Here is a 15901-nt window from a genome sequence, read left to right on the forward strand (position 1 = left end):
TCTTTAGTTCTTTATAACTTGTGGGAAATTGCAATTTCAGCATTTCAGAAGAAAGCAATAGATTACTTACTTTAGCGAGCAATAAAATTCCTGGAAATTGGCAGCAAAGAAATCTCAGAAAGTAACTCCGTTAATGCAGCAGTACAACAGCATCAAGCTTAAATATCCTGATGCTATGCTATTATTCAGGGTCGGGGATTTCTATGAAACCTTTGGAGAAGACGCGGTAAAAGCTGCCAGGATTTTGAATATTGTACTTACCAATCGTAATAATGGCGGTGAACGAACGGAACTTGCGGGATTTCCGCATCATTCTTTAAATACCTATTTACCCAAACTGGTAAAAGCGGGTCAGCGGGTGGCGATCTGTGATCAGCTGGAAGATCCTAAAATGACCAAGACCATCGTAAAGCGTGGGGTGACCGAGTTGGTGACGCCGGGAGTGGCGATGAACGATGATATTCTTAGCAGCAAATCCAATAACTTTCTTTGCGCGGTTCACTTCGGAAAAAAGAACCTGGGAGTTTCCTTTCTTGATGTTTCTACCGGGGAATTTCTTTGCGCCCAGGGAAACCGGGAATATATAGATAAGCTACTGCAGAATTTCGGGCCGAGTGAGATCCTGGTTCAGAAAAAATATAAAAAGGAATTCAATGAAAGTTTCGGTAAAGACATGCATTGTTTTTACCTGGACGACTGGATCTTTAAAACAGATTATGGTGAAGAAACCCTGAACGGACATTTTCAAACAAAGTCCTTAAAAGGATTTGGAGTAGATCACCTGGAAGAAGGCATCATCGCCTCCGGAGCAGTGCTTTATTACCTGGCCGAAACCAGGCATCACCGGCTTCAGCATATTAACTCCATTAGCAGGATCGCGGAAGAACAATATGTATGGATGGACAGGTTTACCATTCGAAATCTTGAACTTTATCATTCTACCGCGGCGAATGCGGTTACCCTTTTAGATGTGATTGATAAAACGATCTCTCCCATGGGCGGCCGACTATTAAAGCGCTGGCTAGCCTTGCCTCTTAAGGATGCTGAAATGATCAATAAGCGACTCGAGGTAGTAGATTTTTTGATCAGGAATCCCGAAACTCTTGGAGATATACAGGATCAGATACGGGAAATTAGTGACCTTGAAAGGCTGATCTCGAAAGTAGCAACTCAGAGGATAAGTCCGCGGGAAGTGAACCAGTTAAAGAATTCACTGAATGCTATTATTCCGGTGAAAGAACTGGCGGCGAAATGTGACAACGAGGCGCTCAGGATCATTGGGGATAACCTGCATTCCTGTGACCTGCTTCGTGAAAAGATCACCGAAAGTATCAGCGAAGAGGCTCCGGTAAATATTCAGAAAGGCAATGTGATCGCGAGGGGATTTTCTAAAGAACTGGATGAGCTTAGGGATATTGCATTTTCGGGGAAGGATTACCTGGATAATATGATCAAAAGAGAAACCGAAGCCACCGGGATCTCTTCCCTTAAGATAGGAAGCAACAATGTTTACGGTTATTATATAGAAGTCCGTAATACCCATAAAGATAAAGTTCCCACAGAGTGGACGCGTAAGCAGACGCTTGTAAATGCTGAAAGATATATCACCGAGGAGCTGAAGGAATATGAATCCAAGATTCTGGGAGCCGAAGAGAAGATCCAGCAATTAGAACAGGAGATCTTTGGAAAGCTTATTACCTGGATGGCAGAATATATAGACCCTGTTCAGCAGAACGCGAGATTGGTCGCCAGACTCGATTGTTTATGCTCCTTTGCCCAACAGGCGCAGGCTGAAAATTATTCCAGGCCAGAGATCATAGATACTTACGGACTGGATATTGAAGAAGGCCGGCACCCGGTGATCGAAAAACAATTACCTCCGGGAGAAGTATATGTGACCAATAATCTGCACCTGGCCAGGGAGGAACAACAGATCATCATGATCACGGGACCTAACATGAGTGGTAAGTCGGCGATCTTAAGACAAACGGCTTTAATCGTTCTAATGGCCCAAATGGGAAGTTTTGTCCCGGCAAGAGCTGCCGAAATAGGGCTGGTAGATAAGATATTTACCAGGGTAGGAGCTAGTGATAATATTTCTATGGGCGAGTCTACCTTCATGGTAGAAATGAATGAGACGGCCAGTATTCTAAATAATATCTCAGACCGTAGCCTGGTGTTATTGGATGAGATTGGTCGTGGAACCAGTACTTATGATGGAATTTCCATCGCGTGGGCGATCAGTGAATACCTGCATGAACACCCTTCTAAACCCAAGACATTGTTTGCCACACATTATCACGAACTCAATGAGATGTGTGAAACTTTTGACAGGATCAAAAATTTTAATGTTTCGGTAAAAGAGCTGAAAGATAATGTGTTATTTCTTCGGAAACTTGTGCCTGGAGGTAGCGAGCATAGTTTCGGAATTCACGTTGCTAAAATGGCCGGAATGCCACAAATGGTGTTACACCGGGCTAATAAGATCCTTGCTAAACTGGAGGCTTCACATTCTATGGAAGATTCCGGGGAAATACTTAAGAAGTATGCCCAGGACGAAATGCAGTTGAGTTTCTTTAACCTTGACGATCCCTTACTCGAAGATCTTAAGCAGGAGCTGCTGGGTATAGATATAGACACCTTAACTCCCGTAGAAGCTTTAATGAAGCTTAATGAGATCAAAAGAATGCTGGGGAAGCAGTAAACGATGATCAATTACCAGTAAACAATTAGCAAGTCATTTCGAAGGAGTGTAGCGACTGAGAAATCTCTAGCCTTACCAATTACAATAAACACTTTTTGCATCACCGTCATCCTGAACTTGATTCAGGATTTCTTGTCGAAAAGTCATTCCGAGCGCCGCGAAGGAATCTCTTGTTAGTAGCTAGTTTTTAATCTTTAGATATTTGGTTTATCATTTCGACCAGCTCACTTTCGCTCAGTGCAGACTCCGGGAAAAATCTTATACAAGTCTGTAGTCTGTAGACGCTAGCTTAGATGAAATCAACATACTTCAGGTTCGTTCAATCTGTATTGTTATTTCGGGGTTTGTGGTTTATAGTTCGAGCACTGTTCGTTTCGGTTTGTCATTTCGAAGGAGTGTAGCGACTGAGAAATCTCTTCTCAGTTCGTAATTCGTAGTAGGTTAAGGATCTTTCTTGATCTATGTCATTCAGAGCAAAGCGAAGAATCTCTTTGTAGTTGATTCCTTTCATTTGCTTATAAAAGCTTAAGCCTTAGCGCTTATAGCCTAAAGCTTATTTTTTCCTAAAAAATCCTTTGCTATTATTAGATTTGTCTTAAATTTGCCTCCGCATTAAAGGCTATGGCAACATGGTCATGTTCTTAAAAATCGCGAAAATAGCTCAGTTGGTAGAGCGCCACCTTGCCAAGGTGGAGGTCGCGGGTTCGAATCCCGTTTTTCGCTCAGTTTATAGCACCACGCTCGGGTGGTGGAATTGGTAGACACGTTGGACTTAAAATCCAATGGCCATTATGGCCGTACGGGTTCAAGTCCCGTCCCGAGTACTAGAACCCTCTTTAACTAACTGTTATTGAGGGTTTTATGTTTTTAGGTACTTCTATTTGTACGCTTATTTGTACGCAACATATATTTTAAGCCTTTTTAGTGCTGTAAATCCTGTAAATTTAATTCTGTTTTTATGCGTTGGAATAACAATACATTTTGAGTTCGATAAAACCTCGCGCGCGTATTGTTTCGATTTATTCATTTTTTCGTTCGAGTAACAATGTTAGATTATGTTATTATAACGCGCGAACAGATAATACAGAAGTTTTTAAAAGTTAGCATTTGTTAGCATTTTCGTGTGCGCGTAGTGACCTCCATAAAACCTTACTTTGTCTTAATTAACTCTAAATAGTTCTAATCATATACGCGCGCGTAATGGTCGGAAAATCCTTTTATACTGTCTAAATTGTCTAGATTTAAAGTTAGTTTTTGTCAGGTTCTTTACATACAGGTTAAATAATAATGCTTTTTTAAGTAGTTAGATTGGTTAGGTTTCTAGAATTTATAAATCTTTACGCGCGAACAGATAGGGAGATATTTTGAAAACGTTTGATTAATCAAAATTTCAACAATTGATTTTAGGTTTGATAATTTACTTTTTTATGGTTTCCGAAAACTCTCTTTTACTATGTAAGAAAACTCATAGGTAAGAATTAATAAAATTTAATTAATTAAAAGTATCATTAAGGATTTTAGGTGTATGCGTTATAACTTCGGAAAAACCTTTGTTTGCTCGAATAGATATTAATCAGATGTAATTTCCCGCGCGCGTACGTACTGGTTCGATTTACTGAATAGGCTTGTATATCAATGTTTTGCTATATTTGAATTTGGATTACCATCCTTAGCCTTACTTAGGATTATATTTATAGGCAATTATTGATCACGACGTTTAAAAAGAATATTTCAAATTACTATGTTGCTTTAATCTAAATTTTTAATATGATATTACCTGTAAAAATTAGATCTTTTCTCAAAAGATATAAGGAAAAAATGATTTCACTTGCTAAAAATCCTGTAAAGGAAAAAGAGCAACATGAGTTACATTATTGGAAAGTACGAAAGGAGGAAGAAGTTTTGCTTACAAATGATCATTATAAATTATTCTATACCGATCATTTTAAAATTTCAGAGAGTTTTTATTCGGAAAAAAACTTGTTAGATGTTGGATGCGGACCAAGAGGAAGTTTGGAATGGGCACATATGGCTTCTAAAAGAGTAGGTTTAGATCCACTAGCCAATGAATATCTTAAATTAGGGGCAGACCAGCATAAAATGCAGTATGTCAATTCTAATTCCGAAAGAATGCCATTCAAGAACAATACATTTGATGCGGTATTTTCTTTCAATTCTTTAGACCACGTTATAAATGTAGAAAAAACATTGAAAGAAGTTACTCGCGTACTCCGTCCTGGAGGGATTTTCCTTCTTCTTGTAGAAGTTAACCATCCACCTAAACCTTGTGAGCCTCATAGTATTTCTCCGAGAGATTTGATGGAATTTTTACAGTCAGATTTTGATAAGGAAGAATTGAAAGTTTATTACCCGGTCAAAGAGGAAGGAATGTATCAATCTATAAGAGAAAACAAATTAATTTCAGATCCGCAGAATACTAAGGAAGTAGGATGGATGTCAGTAAAATTTACCAAAAAAAAGAATTAGTATTCTTTTACTGATGGAGGGTCATTTTAAAATTAAACAAGGTAGGTTGCCAGGTTTTGTATATCCTGTCTTGTTGGGTTTTTAGGTTGTGATGTTTGTTTCGAATATTATGTGCAATTTCTCTTATTTGGATTTTATGATCTGAATCCTTCCAAAGATCGGAAAGGTACTTTCTTTTGACCTCTTCAAATATTTTCCGGTCTGTTTTATAGTAATATTTTATGCCGGTGTGACTTAATAAAATGCTTTCTTTTTGCATTGATATATTTAAGCCTGTAACCTCGCAAAATTGTCTGCTTTGATCGTTATCTGCTGAGGTGCTTTTTCCCGTTTTTAACCGTATATGTAAAGGGTTAATTTCGGGAATTTCAATATTTAAGGCATTGCATTTTTCCTCAATCAATTTGGCAATTTGTGTTTTCAAGTTTTTCGGGTTTCTGGATATTGCCTTGTTAAGTTTTAATCTTTGATATTTAAACTGTTCATAATCGTTATTTAAGAGGTTTTCCCAGTAGTTAGGATTGTTGTATAAGTTTTCCTCTTTAGTCCCCTTAAAAGTACTCTTATCAAAGAATAAAATACTATTCCAATGTCTTAATAGGTCTGGAGTGAAATTATTTAAACCATAGGTCAAAAGGTCGGCTAAAGTATAAATGCCTTTGCTCTTTAATTCGTGCAGTTTCATATACTTCATTTCAATTCGCATTATGTTATTTTCTGTAATTGGAAAACCTCTATTTAAATAATGCGTTTTTTTATCGTATAATTTAAATATATGCCTTTGATGTTCTGCCTGAATATAATTACCCTCGTCTTTAGTGAAGATCCATTTTAATTTGTCTGTCTTATGCAACAAACAGCAATTTAAAAGACTTTTAGTGTTTATAGGCGGGCATATGTTAACTCCTATTTCTAACTGTCTTAAAACGCAATTTTCTGGAAGAATATTAAAGTTATATTTCAGTTCTTTTAAGACCTCTCTAATTTCGTTAATACCAAAATTGTTGAAATTATGCGCGCCACTATTCCAGTATTTATGCAAACTGCCTTCGACGGTTATTCGACGATAAATTGTCTTTTCGGTTACTTCATAAATTTTGAATTCTAAACCTTTGTAAGTAGCATTTATGTAACTACCTAATTCACCCGTTTGAATATCTACTTTGTTATGAAATATGAGTTTATTGTTTGACTCCAGGTGCTTTGGGTCAACTCCGAAAAGTTCATATTTAATAAAATCAATCAAAGGAATTTATTATATTTGTGAAGGGGGTATGCGTTGCCAGTATACTCAGCATTTAAACAATATTAGAGGGGTTATGCACCCCTCTTTTTTATTGCTAAATACTAAATAACTGTTACAGGTGCTAAATTTTGGAATTGTCGAGTGTAATAATTTTGGTAGTAGTAAATTTTAACCTCTTTGCCGTTGCTTAAAAACTCGGCTAATACAAGGTGTTTTTTATAATATACGTCACCAAAATAAATACCTTCATAGTCGGTAGGAAAGAAACCAGTTAGGGGTTTACTCCACTTATTGCCGTTCCTAATCTTTAACCAGTAGTCTGGCATAGATCGAGCATATTTGCGGTCTTTCTGAATATTTATTTTTTCAGATAGTAAAGATTTGCCATTAAAAACCTCATCAAGTTCATAATGCTTTACACTTGCGTATTTTCCCGCGTTTATTTCTTTGTAAGTGTGAATTACTGGAGTAGGAATGTATTGCGTTGCCATATCTGAAATTTTTAAAGTTGAATAATTGCTTTCTCTATTTCAGATCTTTTATAATATACTCTTTTTCCGAGTCCGTGCTTTTGCAATTTACCGGCTTTAGTCCAGTTGTGAACACTAGAAATATCCACCTTAAGCATTTTTGCGACCTCAGCACGGGTCAAAAATTCTTCTGGCTCTTTGGGTTGGTAAGACTTCTTTAAGTCGTTAATTTGGGCTTGTATGCCCTTTAAAATTGATTCCTGGAGTTTTTCCGGGGTCGTGTTGTGAAGTTGAGTTACATTGTTCATTGCTAAAATTTTTAAGTTTCAACAAATATCAATGCGGTTTGAGGTGGGGCGTACGCCTTTTATTACTCCCCTTTAATCGAATAACCTTGAAATGTATTTTTTGACTTCTTCCTTATAACTAGTTGAAGTGTATCTTAAAGGATCTTCTTTACTTCCTGGATTTAATACATTTATATTACCTTTAATTTGTCTATCACTGCCTCCAATTAAGATTTGAACAATTTCGCGTTTTTGTTTGCTAGTTAAATTTTTGATCAAGTCTAATTCGAAAAATCCAATTTCATTTAGCAGTGCTATTTTATAAGGTAGATTTCTTTCAGAATTATTTTTAGAATTTTCTTCTAACTTATGTTTTTCTTTTACCTCGATTAGTTGTTTATACTGTTCTATTTTAATTTTAAAATTATATTTTTCATTAACATTAAACTTCATCTTTCTATCTCTATTCGAATACTCAATATAGTTAATGATCCCTTTTAGTATGTTAATTTTCAAGTGTAGATTATCAATTCTTTTAAGGAAGTATTCTGTACTTTTTTCTAAATCATTTGCTCTGGGATAATCTACTTTTTCAGGGTTTAAGTAAGTAATAAGAAAAAGGTTTAATTCTCTACCTACCAAACGAATTTCTTCAGAATTATTTAATTCTTCATTTGGTACTAATTTAATATGTTTAAAATTCGCAGGAGGTAAAGAACGATAACATATTGGTAATTCAAGAGAAACTGCAATGAAAAAAAATAATTGATGTTGGTAAACCTTATCTAGGAATTTAATACTTTCTCTATCATTTTCTAGTATTTCTTTTACATCGATAATGCGGGTTTTATCTTTAAGCCAGTTTTCACTCATTTGAATATTTTGATATACGTTGCCGTTACTAAACTAAAGAAATATTTTAGAATGAAGTTTAATTATTGATTTGAAGCATTTTTGACAATATTTAGTTGAGGTTCTTTTTTCTCTTTGGCGTTCTGTTTTTCGTAGAAGTCCGCTATTTGTTGGGCGTAGTCCATTGAAGATTTACCAATATAGCCGTAGAATTGTTTTTCTGTGGCGTGCATCGTGACTTGCATAATTAGGGGAGTGGGTAAATTACCATATTGATTGGTTGCAAATGATCGCCTGCAAACGTGTGAAGTAATTAATTCGTGTTTTGGAAATTCTCCTGTAATTTTTCTCTTTTTTCCTTTGCCAATATATTTACCGTTTTCGTCTTTAGGTAATTCTTTCCCTTTCTCATTTACCATAGCAATTTTTGCTCCTGGTATGTATTCGTCTATTTCGGCAATCTTGCACAATTCCTTTAAACCATTATTAAAGTTTTGAATTGCAATTTTATAGGGTAATCCTTCTTTTAAAATTTCTTTGGTTTTGGATAGAACTGGAATAGTGACATTTTTTCCAGTTTTTTGTTGCTTTAGTTCGATCAACTCTAAACCATTTCTAACAATGAAATTTTCCTGTGTAATATTTAAAAGGTCGCCACCTCTTTGCCCTATGTTACAGCCTAATAAAAGCCATTTACGGACGTTTTGTAGTGCTTCGCTAACTAACTTAGTCTTTTCTATCTTTTTAAGTTCTGAGGGGCTTAAATAGATTATATAATCATTTGTTGTTTTTCCGCCTTTAACCTTTTTTAATTGTGGGCTGGTTTCTATGCCGTTTACCTCAGCATCTGCACAAACAGATTTAAGGTCGTCAATCTTTTTTCGTGCATAACCTTCTGAATATTTCTGTTCGTTTAATAGCCAGTTTAAAAACCTTTTTCCAAAGTTTATATCTACATCTTTAACTTTATATTTCTTATTACCCTGAAATTTTTTAAACACGTTCAAAAGGTTATTATATGATTTTTCCCGGCTCTTTGATAAGCCTAAACCACCTCTGGAATTTTCGCGTGTTCCTGCCGTATCTATAACATGCTGAATACAATCTATTATAAGATCGCTCTTTTGTTCGTCTTTTTGAGGGTTGTAAAAAGTGTAAATTGTTTCTTTTAGCCAGTCTTTTTGTGTAGGTTCTGGCTTTTCTTCTTTGAATTTACCAATTAGGTAGTTTTCAATTTTAGATAGTTCCTTATTGACTTCGGAAATTTCTTTTTTATCGGTTGCACTTACATTTCTTTTTTTATGCCGGGTTTGTTCCCAGTAAACTTTTGAAACATCAAATTGCGTTTTTGCCTGAAATTGGAATTTTTTGCCTTTTTGGTCGTGGTCTTGAAGCCGAACGGTTAAAGGTGCTGTTTTTCGCGTAGATCGGTATAAAAAATAAATGGTTGCCATAATAAATACATTTGAACAATGTAAATATATAAAATTGTACGCTCATTTGTACGCAGTAATTCTTATTAGTTCAATTTGTTTCTATTTTATTCTATTTTCGTTAAAGTGTTATTATACTTGTAATAATAGAATTTATAAGCCTTTTTATCTATTTTTGTTGAGGTGCGTAAATGTTAAAAATAGAGGTATTCAAGTCCCGTCCCGAGTACTTGAAGCCTCTGCAATCGCAGGGGCTTTTTTGTTTATTAATAACTTCATTTACAGGATAACTTTTCTACCGGTTATTATTACTTAGAAAGCTCTAACCAGCCCGAAAATTACTTAACTTTAAGTATGGACAGGCATTCATTGTTGGTGCCGGGGGGAATCGGCCGGGAAGATGGGGGTCTGCGATCTGGGTTGGAAGATTTTAATATTGGCAAAGAACTGGCGGAGTGCATCGGGAAGTGTACCGCTGTAAATATAATTCCGGTACTTACGATGGGTAATAAAAAATAGTATTGAGGTGACAGTTGTTAAAATGATTTCTTTGCCATACCTTCTTTATTAGGTTCAGCAGTGTTTTTAATCTCAAAATCTACAATCCCAAGTATTAGTTCCTCTTCTGTAATTACTTCAACTTTCCATTGGCCTTTCTTAAGGTTATTTTTATAGGTATATCCACGGAAACCACGATCACGCCCACCGGCAACTTCAAAATCAATATCATCAGTAATTTCCCATTTCCTGGTTTCAGGATTGTACCATTTCCACCTGTGAAAAATGGCCTTTTTTAAATCTGTAGGCGCAAAAACAGAAGTGAACACATAAACTCTTTCCCCTGCCTGGTGATGAAAATTGGTGTCATGTTTACGCCAGAATATATACCATGGATTCTTCTCGTAAGTAACAATGTATTCGTTATTTATATTTCGTACATCATGAGCCACCAACCCGGTATCCATAGCTAGCGGCACTGGTGGAATAAGGTTGAAATAGTAAAAAACATTAATCGTTATATAGATAGAAAGGATAAGGCCGATCAGTTTTTTTAGACTTATCTCAGCTCTTGTGCCTGGGCTTGAACTGTAAATAAAAGTGATGAGTGCTAGCGTGCACCCCAAACTTATAAGCCCCGAAATGATGAAAATGAAGGTATTCATTTCCTTGATCAGCGTGGGAATAATAAAGGCGAAAAAAGTAAAACTGATAAAAAAATAAACACTGAACTGAAGGTATTTGTTGGAGATCTTCTTCTTAAGAAACTCGTTTGCAAATAAGAGCAGCACCAGCAGTATGAAAAAAAACATAGTTTTTGACATGGAAACACTTCTGAAAAAATAGATGACAAAAGCACTTGAAAGTGAGCCAAAGAAGAACTGTATGGCTAGCGGAAAATATTCGGAATAACGTTCGATAAAAGTACCTTCCCACTTGTCATCATCCACTGTATTATACAAATAAAGCGTTATGGACAATAAGGTCATATGCGAGCAAAGTACCACCGTATCATAAACACGATCTATTCGCCCTAAGGTCAGGGTATCAAAAATAAAACCACCCATAAAAAAAAGAATGGGAGCGTACTTTTGATTGCGAAAAACAAACCTTCCAAAAGCAGTATTTCTATATCTTACTAAAGTTCTTTTCATACCGTATTTAGTAGGGCCAAATTTAGGATAAAAACTTCATCCGGATATTTGCTTTGACTATAATGCCAGAGAGCTTATGAAAAAAGCGGAATCAGGATCTTATCGAATATTATTTTAATCCATTACTTTTGAATGATGATCCGGTATTGATCTTTTTAATGATAAAAAACAAAAAAATAAAGAAACCCTGGCCAACGAAAGCCGCCATGGCGCAGATCTATGAAAACAAGCTGTGGGGCGTCGAGGAATCTGAATATTATTCCGGGTTGGGTTCACATCATCCTGAAGTAGTAAATCCATATATAGCCACGGTATCTGCTTTCTTAAAGGATTTTGAAACTCCCCCGGTTGTTTGTGACCTGGGTTGCGGCGATTTTAATATTGGGAAAGAACTGGTGAAGTACTCCAAAAAATATATCGCCATAGACATAGTGCCGGATCTTATAGCGTATAACAAGGAAACTTTCAAAGCAGATAATTTAGAATTCCGGGCCCTGGACATAGCGGAGGATGAGCTGCCTTCCGGAGATTGTGCGATTCTACGACAGGTTTTGCAACATCTATCTAATGCGGAAATAACAAGTGTGGTTAAAAAATTATCCAATTATCAATATGTAATTCTCACCGAGCACCTACCGGAAGAAGATTTTGAACCCAATAAGAATATTATCTCAGGACAGGGAATCAGACTGAAAAAGAAAAGTGGCGTAAAGCTTTCCGCAGCACCCTTTAACTTTAAGGCCAGGGAAGAAATACAATTATTGTCTGTTCAATCTCCTGGTTTTAAAGGAATTTTAATAACTAGCCTCTATAAGGTTCATTAATATGGGAATTTAGTGCTTAAAGTTCACTCACTTCTCTAAAATATTCATATATCATGACCATGGCCAAGGTGTCGAGTTCGCAATAGCGTAACAGTCCTTCCCGGCTAGCTTTGTGCTCTAAAGCCGGCATGTCCTCAAATTGTAATTTCTGATAAGCGAATAAGGCTGCACCACCATCTTTAATTTCGGTAAGGCTTTCAGAAACTTTCTCCAGCTTTTCATTGTCCCAGCCATCAAAAACTGAAGGCAAAGCTTTATACGAAAGTTCTACCTGTTCTTCAAAAACAGAAAGCGGTATCCGGTGTCCCAAACGGGGATCGATTTTTATATCCAATTCAGAACTTTTTAAATTTCTGCTCAAAAAAGCCATGGTTTCTGAAGGATCTACCACATCGTCACTTCCTCCTAAAAGGATCTGCTTACTGACTAAACCTTGTATATATCTCCTCTCAAATTCAATAGGTTTATATTTCACCAATGGAGGATTGAAGAGCAGGGCAGGCCTGCCGGTATTTTCAGAAATGATATATGCGTTTAAGGCGTCCATACTGCTTACAATGATAATATTGAATTCGGTATCGGAATAATTTTTCAAAATGTGAATAGGTTGTATATACTGCTCTTCATAATTGATATCTGGAGCGAAGACATTGCCGTATTCTTCTAATACTTTTCTTTTTTCGGTCCTAAGTTTACTTTTGAGTCCGTGTATATAAAATATTCATCCGGTGAATTTAGAAGTTCAATACAAATAAAGAAAGAGTAAGCGACAAAATATGTCGCAAGTAACAAAGTATGCATTTCCGGGTTATTCTTTTTTTCCTTTTCACAAAGAACTTAGTCTAAAAAATCCCTCCATATTTCATTTATTCCTCCGATTTAAAGCAAATTTTAAAAATAATACCGGCGAACACACTTAGTTTTTATTAAATTCGGAAATCTTAATAAAAATCATTAATTATATGACAAACGTCAGATTTAATATGAAAGCTTTAGCGCTTTCATTTACGTTTTTGGCGGCAGTATCCTGTAAGGTTAAGGATACTCCGCAAAATACTTCCACAGGTCCAGATCAGGCCATGATGGAAAAAGATACGGTGAAAGCCCAGGAAAGTGCAGACCTAAGCCTTGATTTCAAAAAGTACGAACTGGAAAACGGCTTGAATGTTATCCTGCACGAAGACAAGTCAGATCCTATTGTTTCCGTAGCGATCCAATACGGAGTTGGCTCTAACCGTGAGAAGAAAGGTAGAACAGGATTTGCGCATTTATTTGAGCATATGTTGTTCCAGGAATCTGAAAATGTTCCGCAAGATCAGTTCTTTAAAACGATTCAGGATGCCGGTGGAACTTTAAACGGGGGAACCTGGCAGGATGGAACCATTTATTATGAAGTGGTTCCTAATAATGCCCTGGAAACGGTGCTTTGGTTAGAATCTGATAGAATGGGTTTTTTGATCAACACCGTGACAGAAGCTGCTTTTGCTAATCAGCAGGAAGTGGTTCAGAATGAAAAAAGACAGCGTGTAGATAATAATCCTTACGGGCATACCGGTTGGGTAATAGACAAGAATATGTACCCTGATGGTCACCCTTACAGCTGGCAGGTAATTGGAGAACTTGAAGATCTTCAAAATGCCACCGTAGAAGATGTAAAGGAATTCTATGATAAGTTTTATGGTCCTAATAATGCCACACTGGTACTGGCTGGAGATTTTCAGGAAGATGAGGCCAGAGAGCTTATTGAAAAATATTTTGGTGAGATCAAGAAAGGCCAGGAAGTAGAGCCTTTAGAAACACAACTGGTTACTTTAGATGAAACCAAACGTTTGTATCACGAGGACAATTTTGCCACGGCACCACAATTAAATATGGTTTGGCCTGTGGTAGAGCAGTATAGTGAAGATTCTTACGCGCTAAATTACCTTGGCGAGATTCTGTCCAGGGGTAAAGATGCGCCCTTATACGAAGTCCTGGTAAAGGAAAAAGAACTTACTTCTCGCGCCAATGCTTATAATAGTCCGAGCCAGTTGGCTGGGCAGTTTACCATTAATGTTACGGCAAATTCAGGAGTAGATCTTGATAGTATTGAAATGGGAATTGAAGAGGCTTTCAGACTTTTTGAAAAAGAAGGAGTTTCAGATCTTGATATCGAGAAGATAAAAGCAGGACTGGAAACCGATTTCTATAATGGAATTAGCAGTGTTCTCGGGAAGTCATTCCAGTTAGCTCGTTATGATGTTCTTGCGGGAGATCCGAACTTTTATAAGGAAGACCTGGAAAACATTAAAAGTGTGACCAAGGAGGACGTGATGCGCGTCTATAATGAATATATCAAGGGCAAGCCTTATGTGATGACCAGTTTTGTGCCTAAGGGTAAGACGGAATTGATTACTGAGAATTCTGAAAAAGCAGAAGTTGTAGAAGAGGAAATTACAGAAAATAAAGATACGGAAGTAGCAGAAACTGCACCTGAAGAAGTCAAAAAGACTCCTTCTAATTTTGACAGATCTGTGCAACCTGAAATGGGCGAATCGCCCAGTCTAAATGTACCTGAATCCTGGAATACTGAACTGGCAAACGGTTTAGAGGTTTACGGAATTGAACAAAATGAATTACCCCTGGTAACTTTTAGTCTGGTAATAGAAGGCGGACATTTACTGGATGATCTTGAAAATAATGGTGTTGCTAATTTAATGAGCGATATCATGATGGAAGGGACTGCGAATAAGACTCCGCAGGAACTTGAGGATGCAATTGCCCTGCTGGGAGCGAATATTTATATGTATACCAGCAATGAATCTATCGTGATTCGAGGAAATACTCTTAAACGAAATTTTGCAAAAACCATGGATCTTGTGGAAGAAATTCTGTTGGAACCAAGATGGGACGAAGAAGAATTAGCCAGAATAAAAACCAGTACTATCAATGGTATAGAGAGAAACGAGGCAAATCCTAATGCGATTGCGAACAGGGTTTACAATAAGATCCTTTACGGTGAAGATCACCCGTTTGCTTATACCACTTCAGGAACTAAAGAAGACGTGAAAGCGGTGAGCATGGAAGACCTTAAACAATTCTATACTGAAAATTTCTCGCCAACTGTTACAAGATTGCATGTAGTGGGTGCGGTAACCAAAGCGGAAGCTCTGGCAGCAGCCGAAGGTCTTAAGAATAACTGGGAAGCGAAAGAAGTGAGCATTCCAGACTTTCAGATCCAGAACGATCGTGAAAAGGCATCTCTTTATTTTGTAGATGTTCCCGATGCAAAGCAATCTATCATTAATATTGGATACATCGCGATTCCTAGAACTAATGAAGATTACTATCCTTTAGAGGTAATGAATTACAAATTAGGAGGATCTTTTTCCGGGAATGTAAACCTGATATTGAGAGAAGAAAAAGGCTATACTTATGGAGCGCGTTCAGGATTTAGCGGTTCTAAGATCCCCGGAACTTTTACGGCCTCATCTTCCGTAAGAACCAATACCACGGGAGAATCGGTACAGATCTTCAGAGATGAAATTTCCAAGTATAAGGATGGAATTTCTAAAGAGGATCTGCAATTCACTAAAAATGCCCTGATCAAGTCGAACGCTCGTCGTTTTGAAACTCAGGGATCGCTTTTAGGTATGTTACAGGAAATGAGTGCCTACGATCTTGATTCAGATTATATCGAGAAAGAGGAAAATATTGTAAATAATATGACTCTGGAGCAGCACCAGGAATTGGCGAATGAGTATCTGGATGAATCTAAAATGGCCTACCTGGTTGTTGGAGATGCCAAGACTCAGTTCGAGCAATTTAAAGATATGGGCTTTGACGAAGTAAAACTTCTAAATAAAGAAGGGGAAGAAATTAAAATGGAAGATGTAAAGTAAACTCCCTTTTTTATACTGAATAGAAAAAACCTGCCGATCCTGGCAGGTTTTTTTGTTTCTGGTTG

12 protein-coding genes and 2 tRNA genes are annotated in these 15901 nt (G+C 36.9%); 7 read left to right on the forward strand and 7 right to left on the reverse strand.

Features of this window, described 5'->3' with window-relative positions; translation table 11 throughout:
* Positions 1-133 precede the first annotated feature (133 nt).
* The 4 genes from mutS (at position 134) to LGQ90_RS14430 (ending at position 5191) form a co-directional block, all read left to right on the forward strand.
* Positions 134-2704: a DNA mismatch repair protein MutS gene (mutS, locus tag LGQ90_RS14415; protein ID WP_423738457.1), complete on the forward strand. Its 2571-nt coding sequence runs from the start codon at positions 134-136 to the stop codon at positions 2702-2704.
* A 650-nt stretch (positions 2705-3354) separates the two neighbouring features.
* Positions 3355-3427, forward strand: a tRNA-Gly gene (locus LGQ90_RS14420).
* Between the two features lie 16 nt (positions 3428-3443).
* A tRNA-Leu gene (locus LGQ90_RS14425) sits at positions 3444-3528 on the forward strand.
* A gap of 943 nt (positions 3529-4471) precedes the next feature.
* Complete coding sequence (locus LGQ90_RS14430) at positions 4472-5191, forward strand: class I SAM-dependent methyltransferase (RefSeq protein WP_229342155.1); 720 nt, start codon at positions 4472-4474, stop codon at positions 5189-5191.
* A gap of 7 nt (positions 5192-5198) precedes the next feature.
* Here LGQ90_RS14430 and LGQ90_RS14435 read toward each other — a convergent pair whose 3' ends face one another.
* The 5 genes from LGQ90_RS14435 to LGQ90_RS14455 all read right to left on the reverse strand — a co-directional run bounded on the left by LGQ90_RS14435 (position 5199) and on the right by LGQ90_RS14455 (position 9500).
* Positions 5199-6437 (reverse strand): hypothetical protein, encoded by a 1239-nt coding sequence (locus LGQ90_RS14435; protein WP_229342157.1) that lies wholly within the window; start codon positions 6435-6437, stop codon positions 5199-5201.
* A 101-nt stretch (positions 6438-6538) separates the two neighbouring features.
* A complete protein-coding gene (locus LGQ90_RS14440; RefSeq protein ID WP_229342159.1) occupies positions 6539-6928 on the reverse strand; it encodes a hypothetical protein in 390 nt (129 codons plus the stop codon).
* An 11-nt stretch (positions 6929-6939) separates the two neighbouring features.
* A complete protein-coding gene (locus LGQ90_RS14445) occupies positions 6940-7215 on the reverse strand; it encodes a helix-turn-helix domain-containing protein (RefSeq protein ID WP_229342162.1) in 276 nt (91 codons plus the stop codon).
* Between the two features lie 72 nt (positions 7216-7287).
* Positions 7288-8067, reverse strand: a complete 780-nt coding sequence (locus LGQ90_RS14450; RefSeq protein WP_229342164.1) for a hypothetical protein — start codon at positions 8065-8067, stop codon at positions 7288-7290.
* Between the two features lie 62 nt (positions 8068-8129).
* On the reverse strand, positions 8130-9500 hold the full coding sequence (locus LGQ90_RS14455; RefSeq protein ID WP_229342167.1) for a phage integrase SAM-like domain-containing protein: 1371 nt from the start codon (positions 9498-9500) through the stop codon (positions 8130-8132).
* A gap of 333 nt (positions 9501-9833) precedes the next feature.
* Here LGQ90_RS14455 and LGQ90_RS14460 point away from each other — a divergent pair, with 333 nt between their 5' ends.
* Positions 9834-9998, forward strand: coding sequence for a hypothetical protein (locus LGQ90_RS14460; RefSeq protein WP_229342170.1), 165 nt, complete (start codon positions 9834-9836; stop codon positions 9996-9998).
* Between the two features lie 17 nt (positions 9999-10015).
* Here the strand turns inward: LGQ90_RS14460 and LGQ90_RS14465 are convergent, their stop codons facing one another.
* Complete coding sequence (locus tag LGQ90_RS14465) at positions 10016-11131, reverse strand: DUF2914 domain-containing protein (protein ID WP_229342172.1); 1116 nt, start codon at positions 11129-11131, stop codon at positions 10016-10018.
* A 158-nt stretch (positions 11132-11289) separates the two neighbouring features.
* Between LGQ90_RS14465 and LGQ90_RS14470 the strand changes: the two genes are divergently transcribed.
* Positions 11290-11955 (forward strand): class I SAM-dependent methyltransferase, encoded by a 666-nt coding sequence (locus LGQ90_RS14470; protein ID WP_229342174.1) that lies wholly within the window; start codon positions 11290-11292, stop codon positions 11953-11955.
* A gap of 16 nt (positions 11956-11971) precedes the next feature.
* Here the strand turns inward: LGQ90_RS14470 and LGQ90_RS14475 are convergent, their stop codons facing one another.
* A complete protein-coding gene (locus LGQ90_RS14475) occupies positions 11972-12550 on the reverse strand; it encodes a hypothetical protein (protein ID WP_229342176.1) in 579 nt (192 codons plus the stop codon).
* Between the two features lie 367 nt (positions 12551-12917).
* Here LGQ90_RS14475 and LGQ90_RS14480 point away from each other — a divergent pair, with 367 nt between their 5' ends.
* Positions 12918-15836 (forward strand): M16 family metallopeptidase, encoded by a 2919-nt coding sequence (locus LGQ90_RS14480; RefSeq protein ID WP_229342177.1) that lies wholly within the window; start codon positions 12918-12920, stop codon positions 15834-15836.
* The last annotated feature ends 65 nt before the right edge of the window (positions 15837-15901 follow it).

It is taken from the genome of Christiangramia sediminis, assembly GCF_020552705.1.
GTDB classification, from domain to species: domain Bacteria; phylum Bacteroidota; class Bacteroidia; order Flavobacteriales; family Flavobacteriaceae; genus Christiangramia; species Christiangramia sediminis.

Excerpts from the sequence above, each read along its gene's own strand:
- LGQ90_RS14455 (WP_229342167.1), bottom strand. The coding sequence starts at position 9,500 with ATGGCAACCATTTATTTTTTATACCGATCTACGCGAAAAACAGCACCT.
- LGQ90_RS14440 (WP_229342159.1), bottom strand. The coding sequence starts at position 6,928 with ATGGCAACGCAATACATTCCTACTCCAGTAATTCACACTTACAAAGAA.
- LGQ90_RS14450 (WP_229342164.1), bottom strand. The coding sequence starts at position 8,067 with ATGAGTGAAAACTGGCTTAAAGATAAAACCCGCATTATCGATGTAAAA.
- LGQ90_RS14470 (WP_229342174.1), top strand. The coding sequence starts at position 11,290 with ATGATAAAAAACAAAAAAATAAAGAAACCCTGGCCAACGAAAGCCGCC.
- LGQ90_RS14480 (WP_229342177.1), top strand. The coding sequence starts at position 12,918 with ATGACAAACGTCAGATTTAATATGAAAGCTTTAGCGCTTTCATTTACG.
- LGQ90_RS14445 (WP_229342162.1), bottom strand. The coding sequence starts at position 7,215 with ATGAACAATGTAACTCAACTTCACAACACGACCCCGGAAAAACTCCAG.
- LGQ90_RS14460 (WP_229342170.1), top strand. The coding sequence starts at position 9,834 with ATGGACAGGCATTCATTGTTGGTGCCGGGGGGAATCGGCCGGGAAGAT.
- mutS (WP_423738457.1), top strand. The coding sequence starts at position 134 with ATGCAGCAGTACAACAGCATCAAGCTTAAATATCCTGATGCTATGCTA.
- LGQ90_RS14430 (WP_229342155.1), top strand. The coding sequence starts at position 4,472 with ATGATATTACCTGTAAAAATTAGATCTTTTCTCAAAAGATATAAGGAA.
- LGQ90_RS14465 (WP_229342172.1), bottom strand. The coding sequence starts at position 11,131 with ATGAAAAGAACTTTAGTAAGATATAGAAATACTGCTTTTGGAAGGTTT.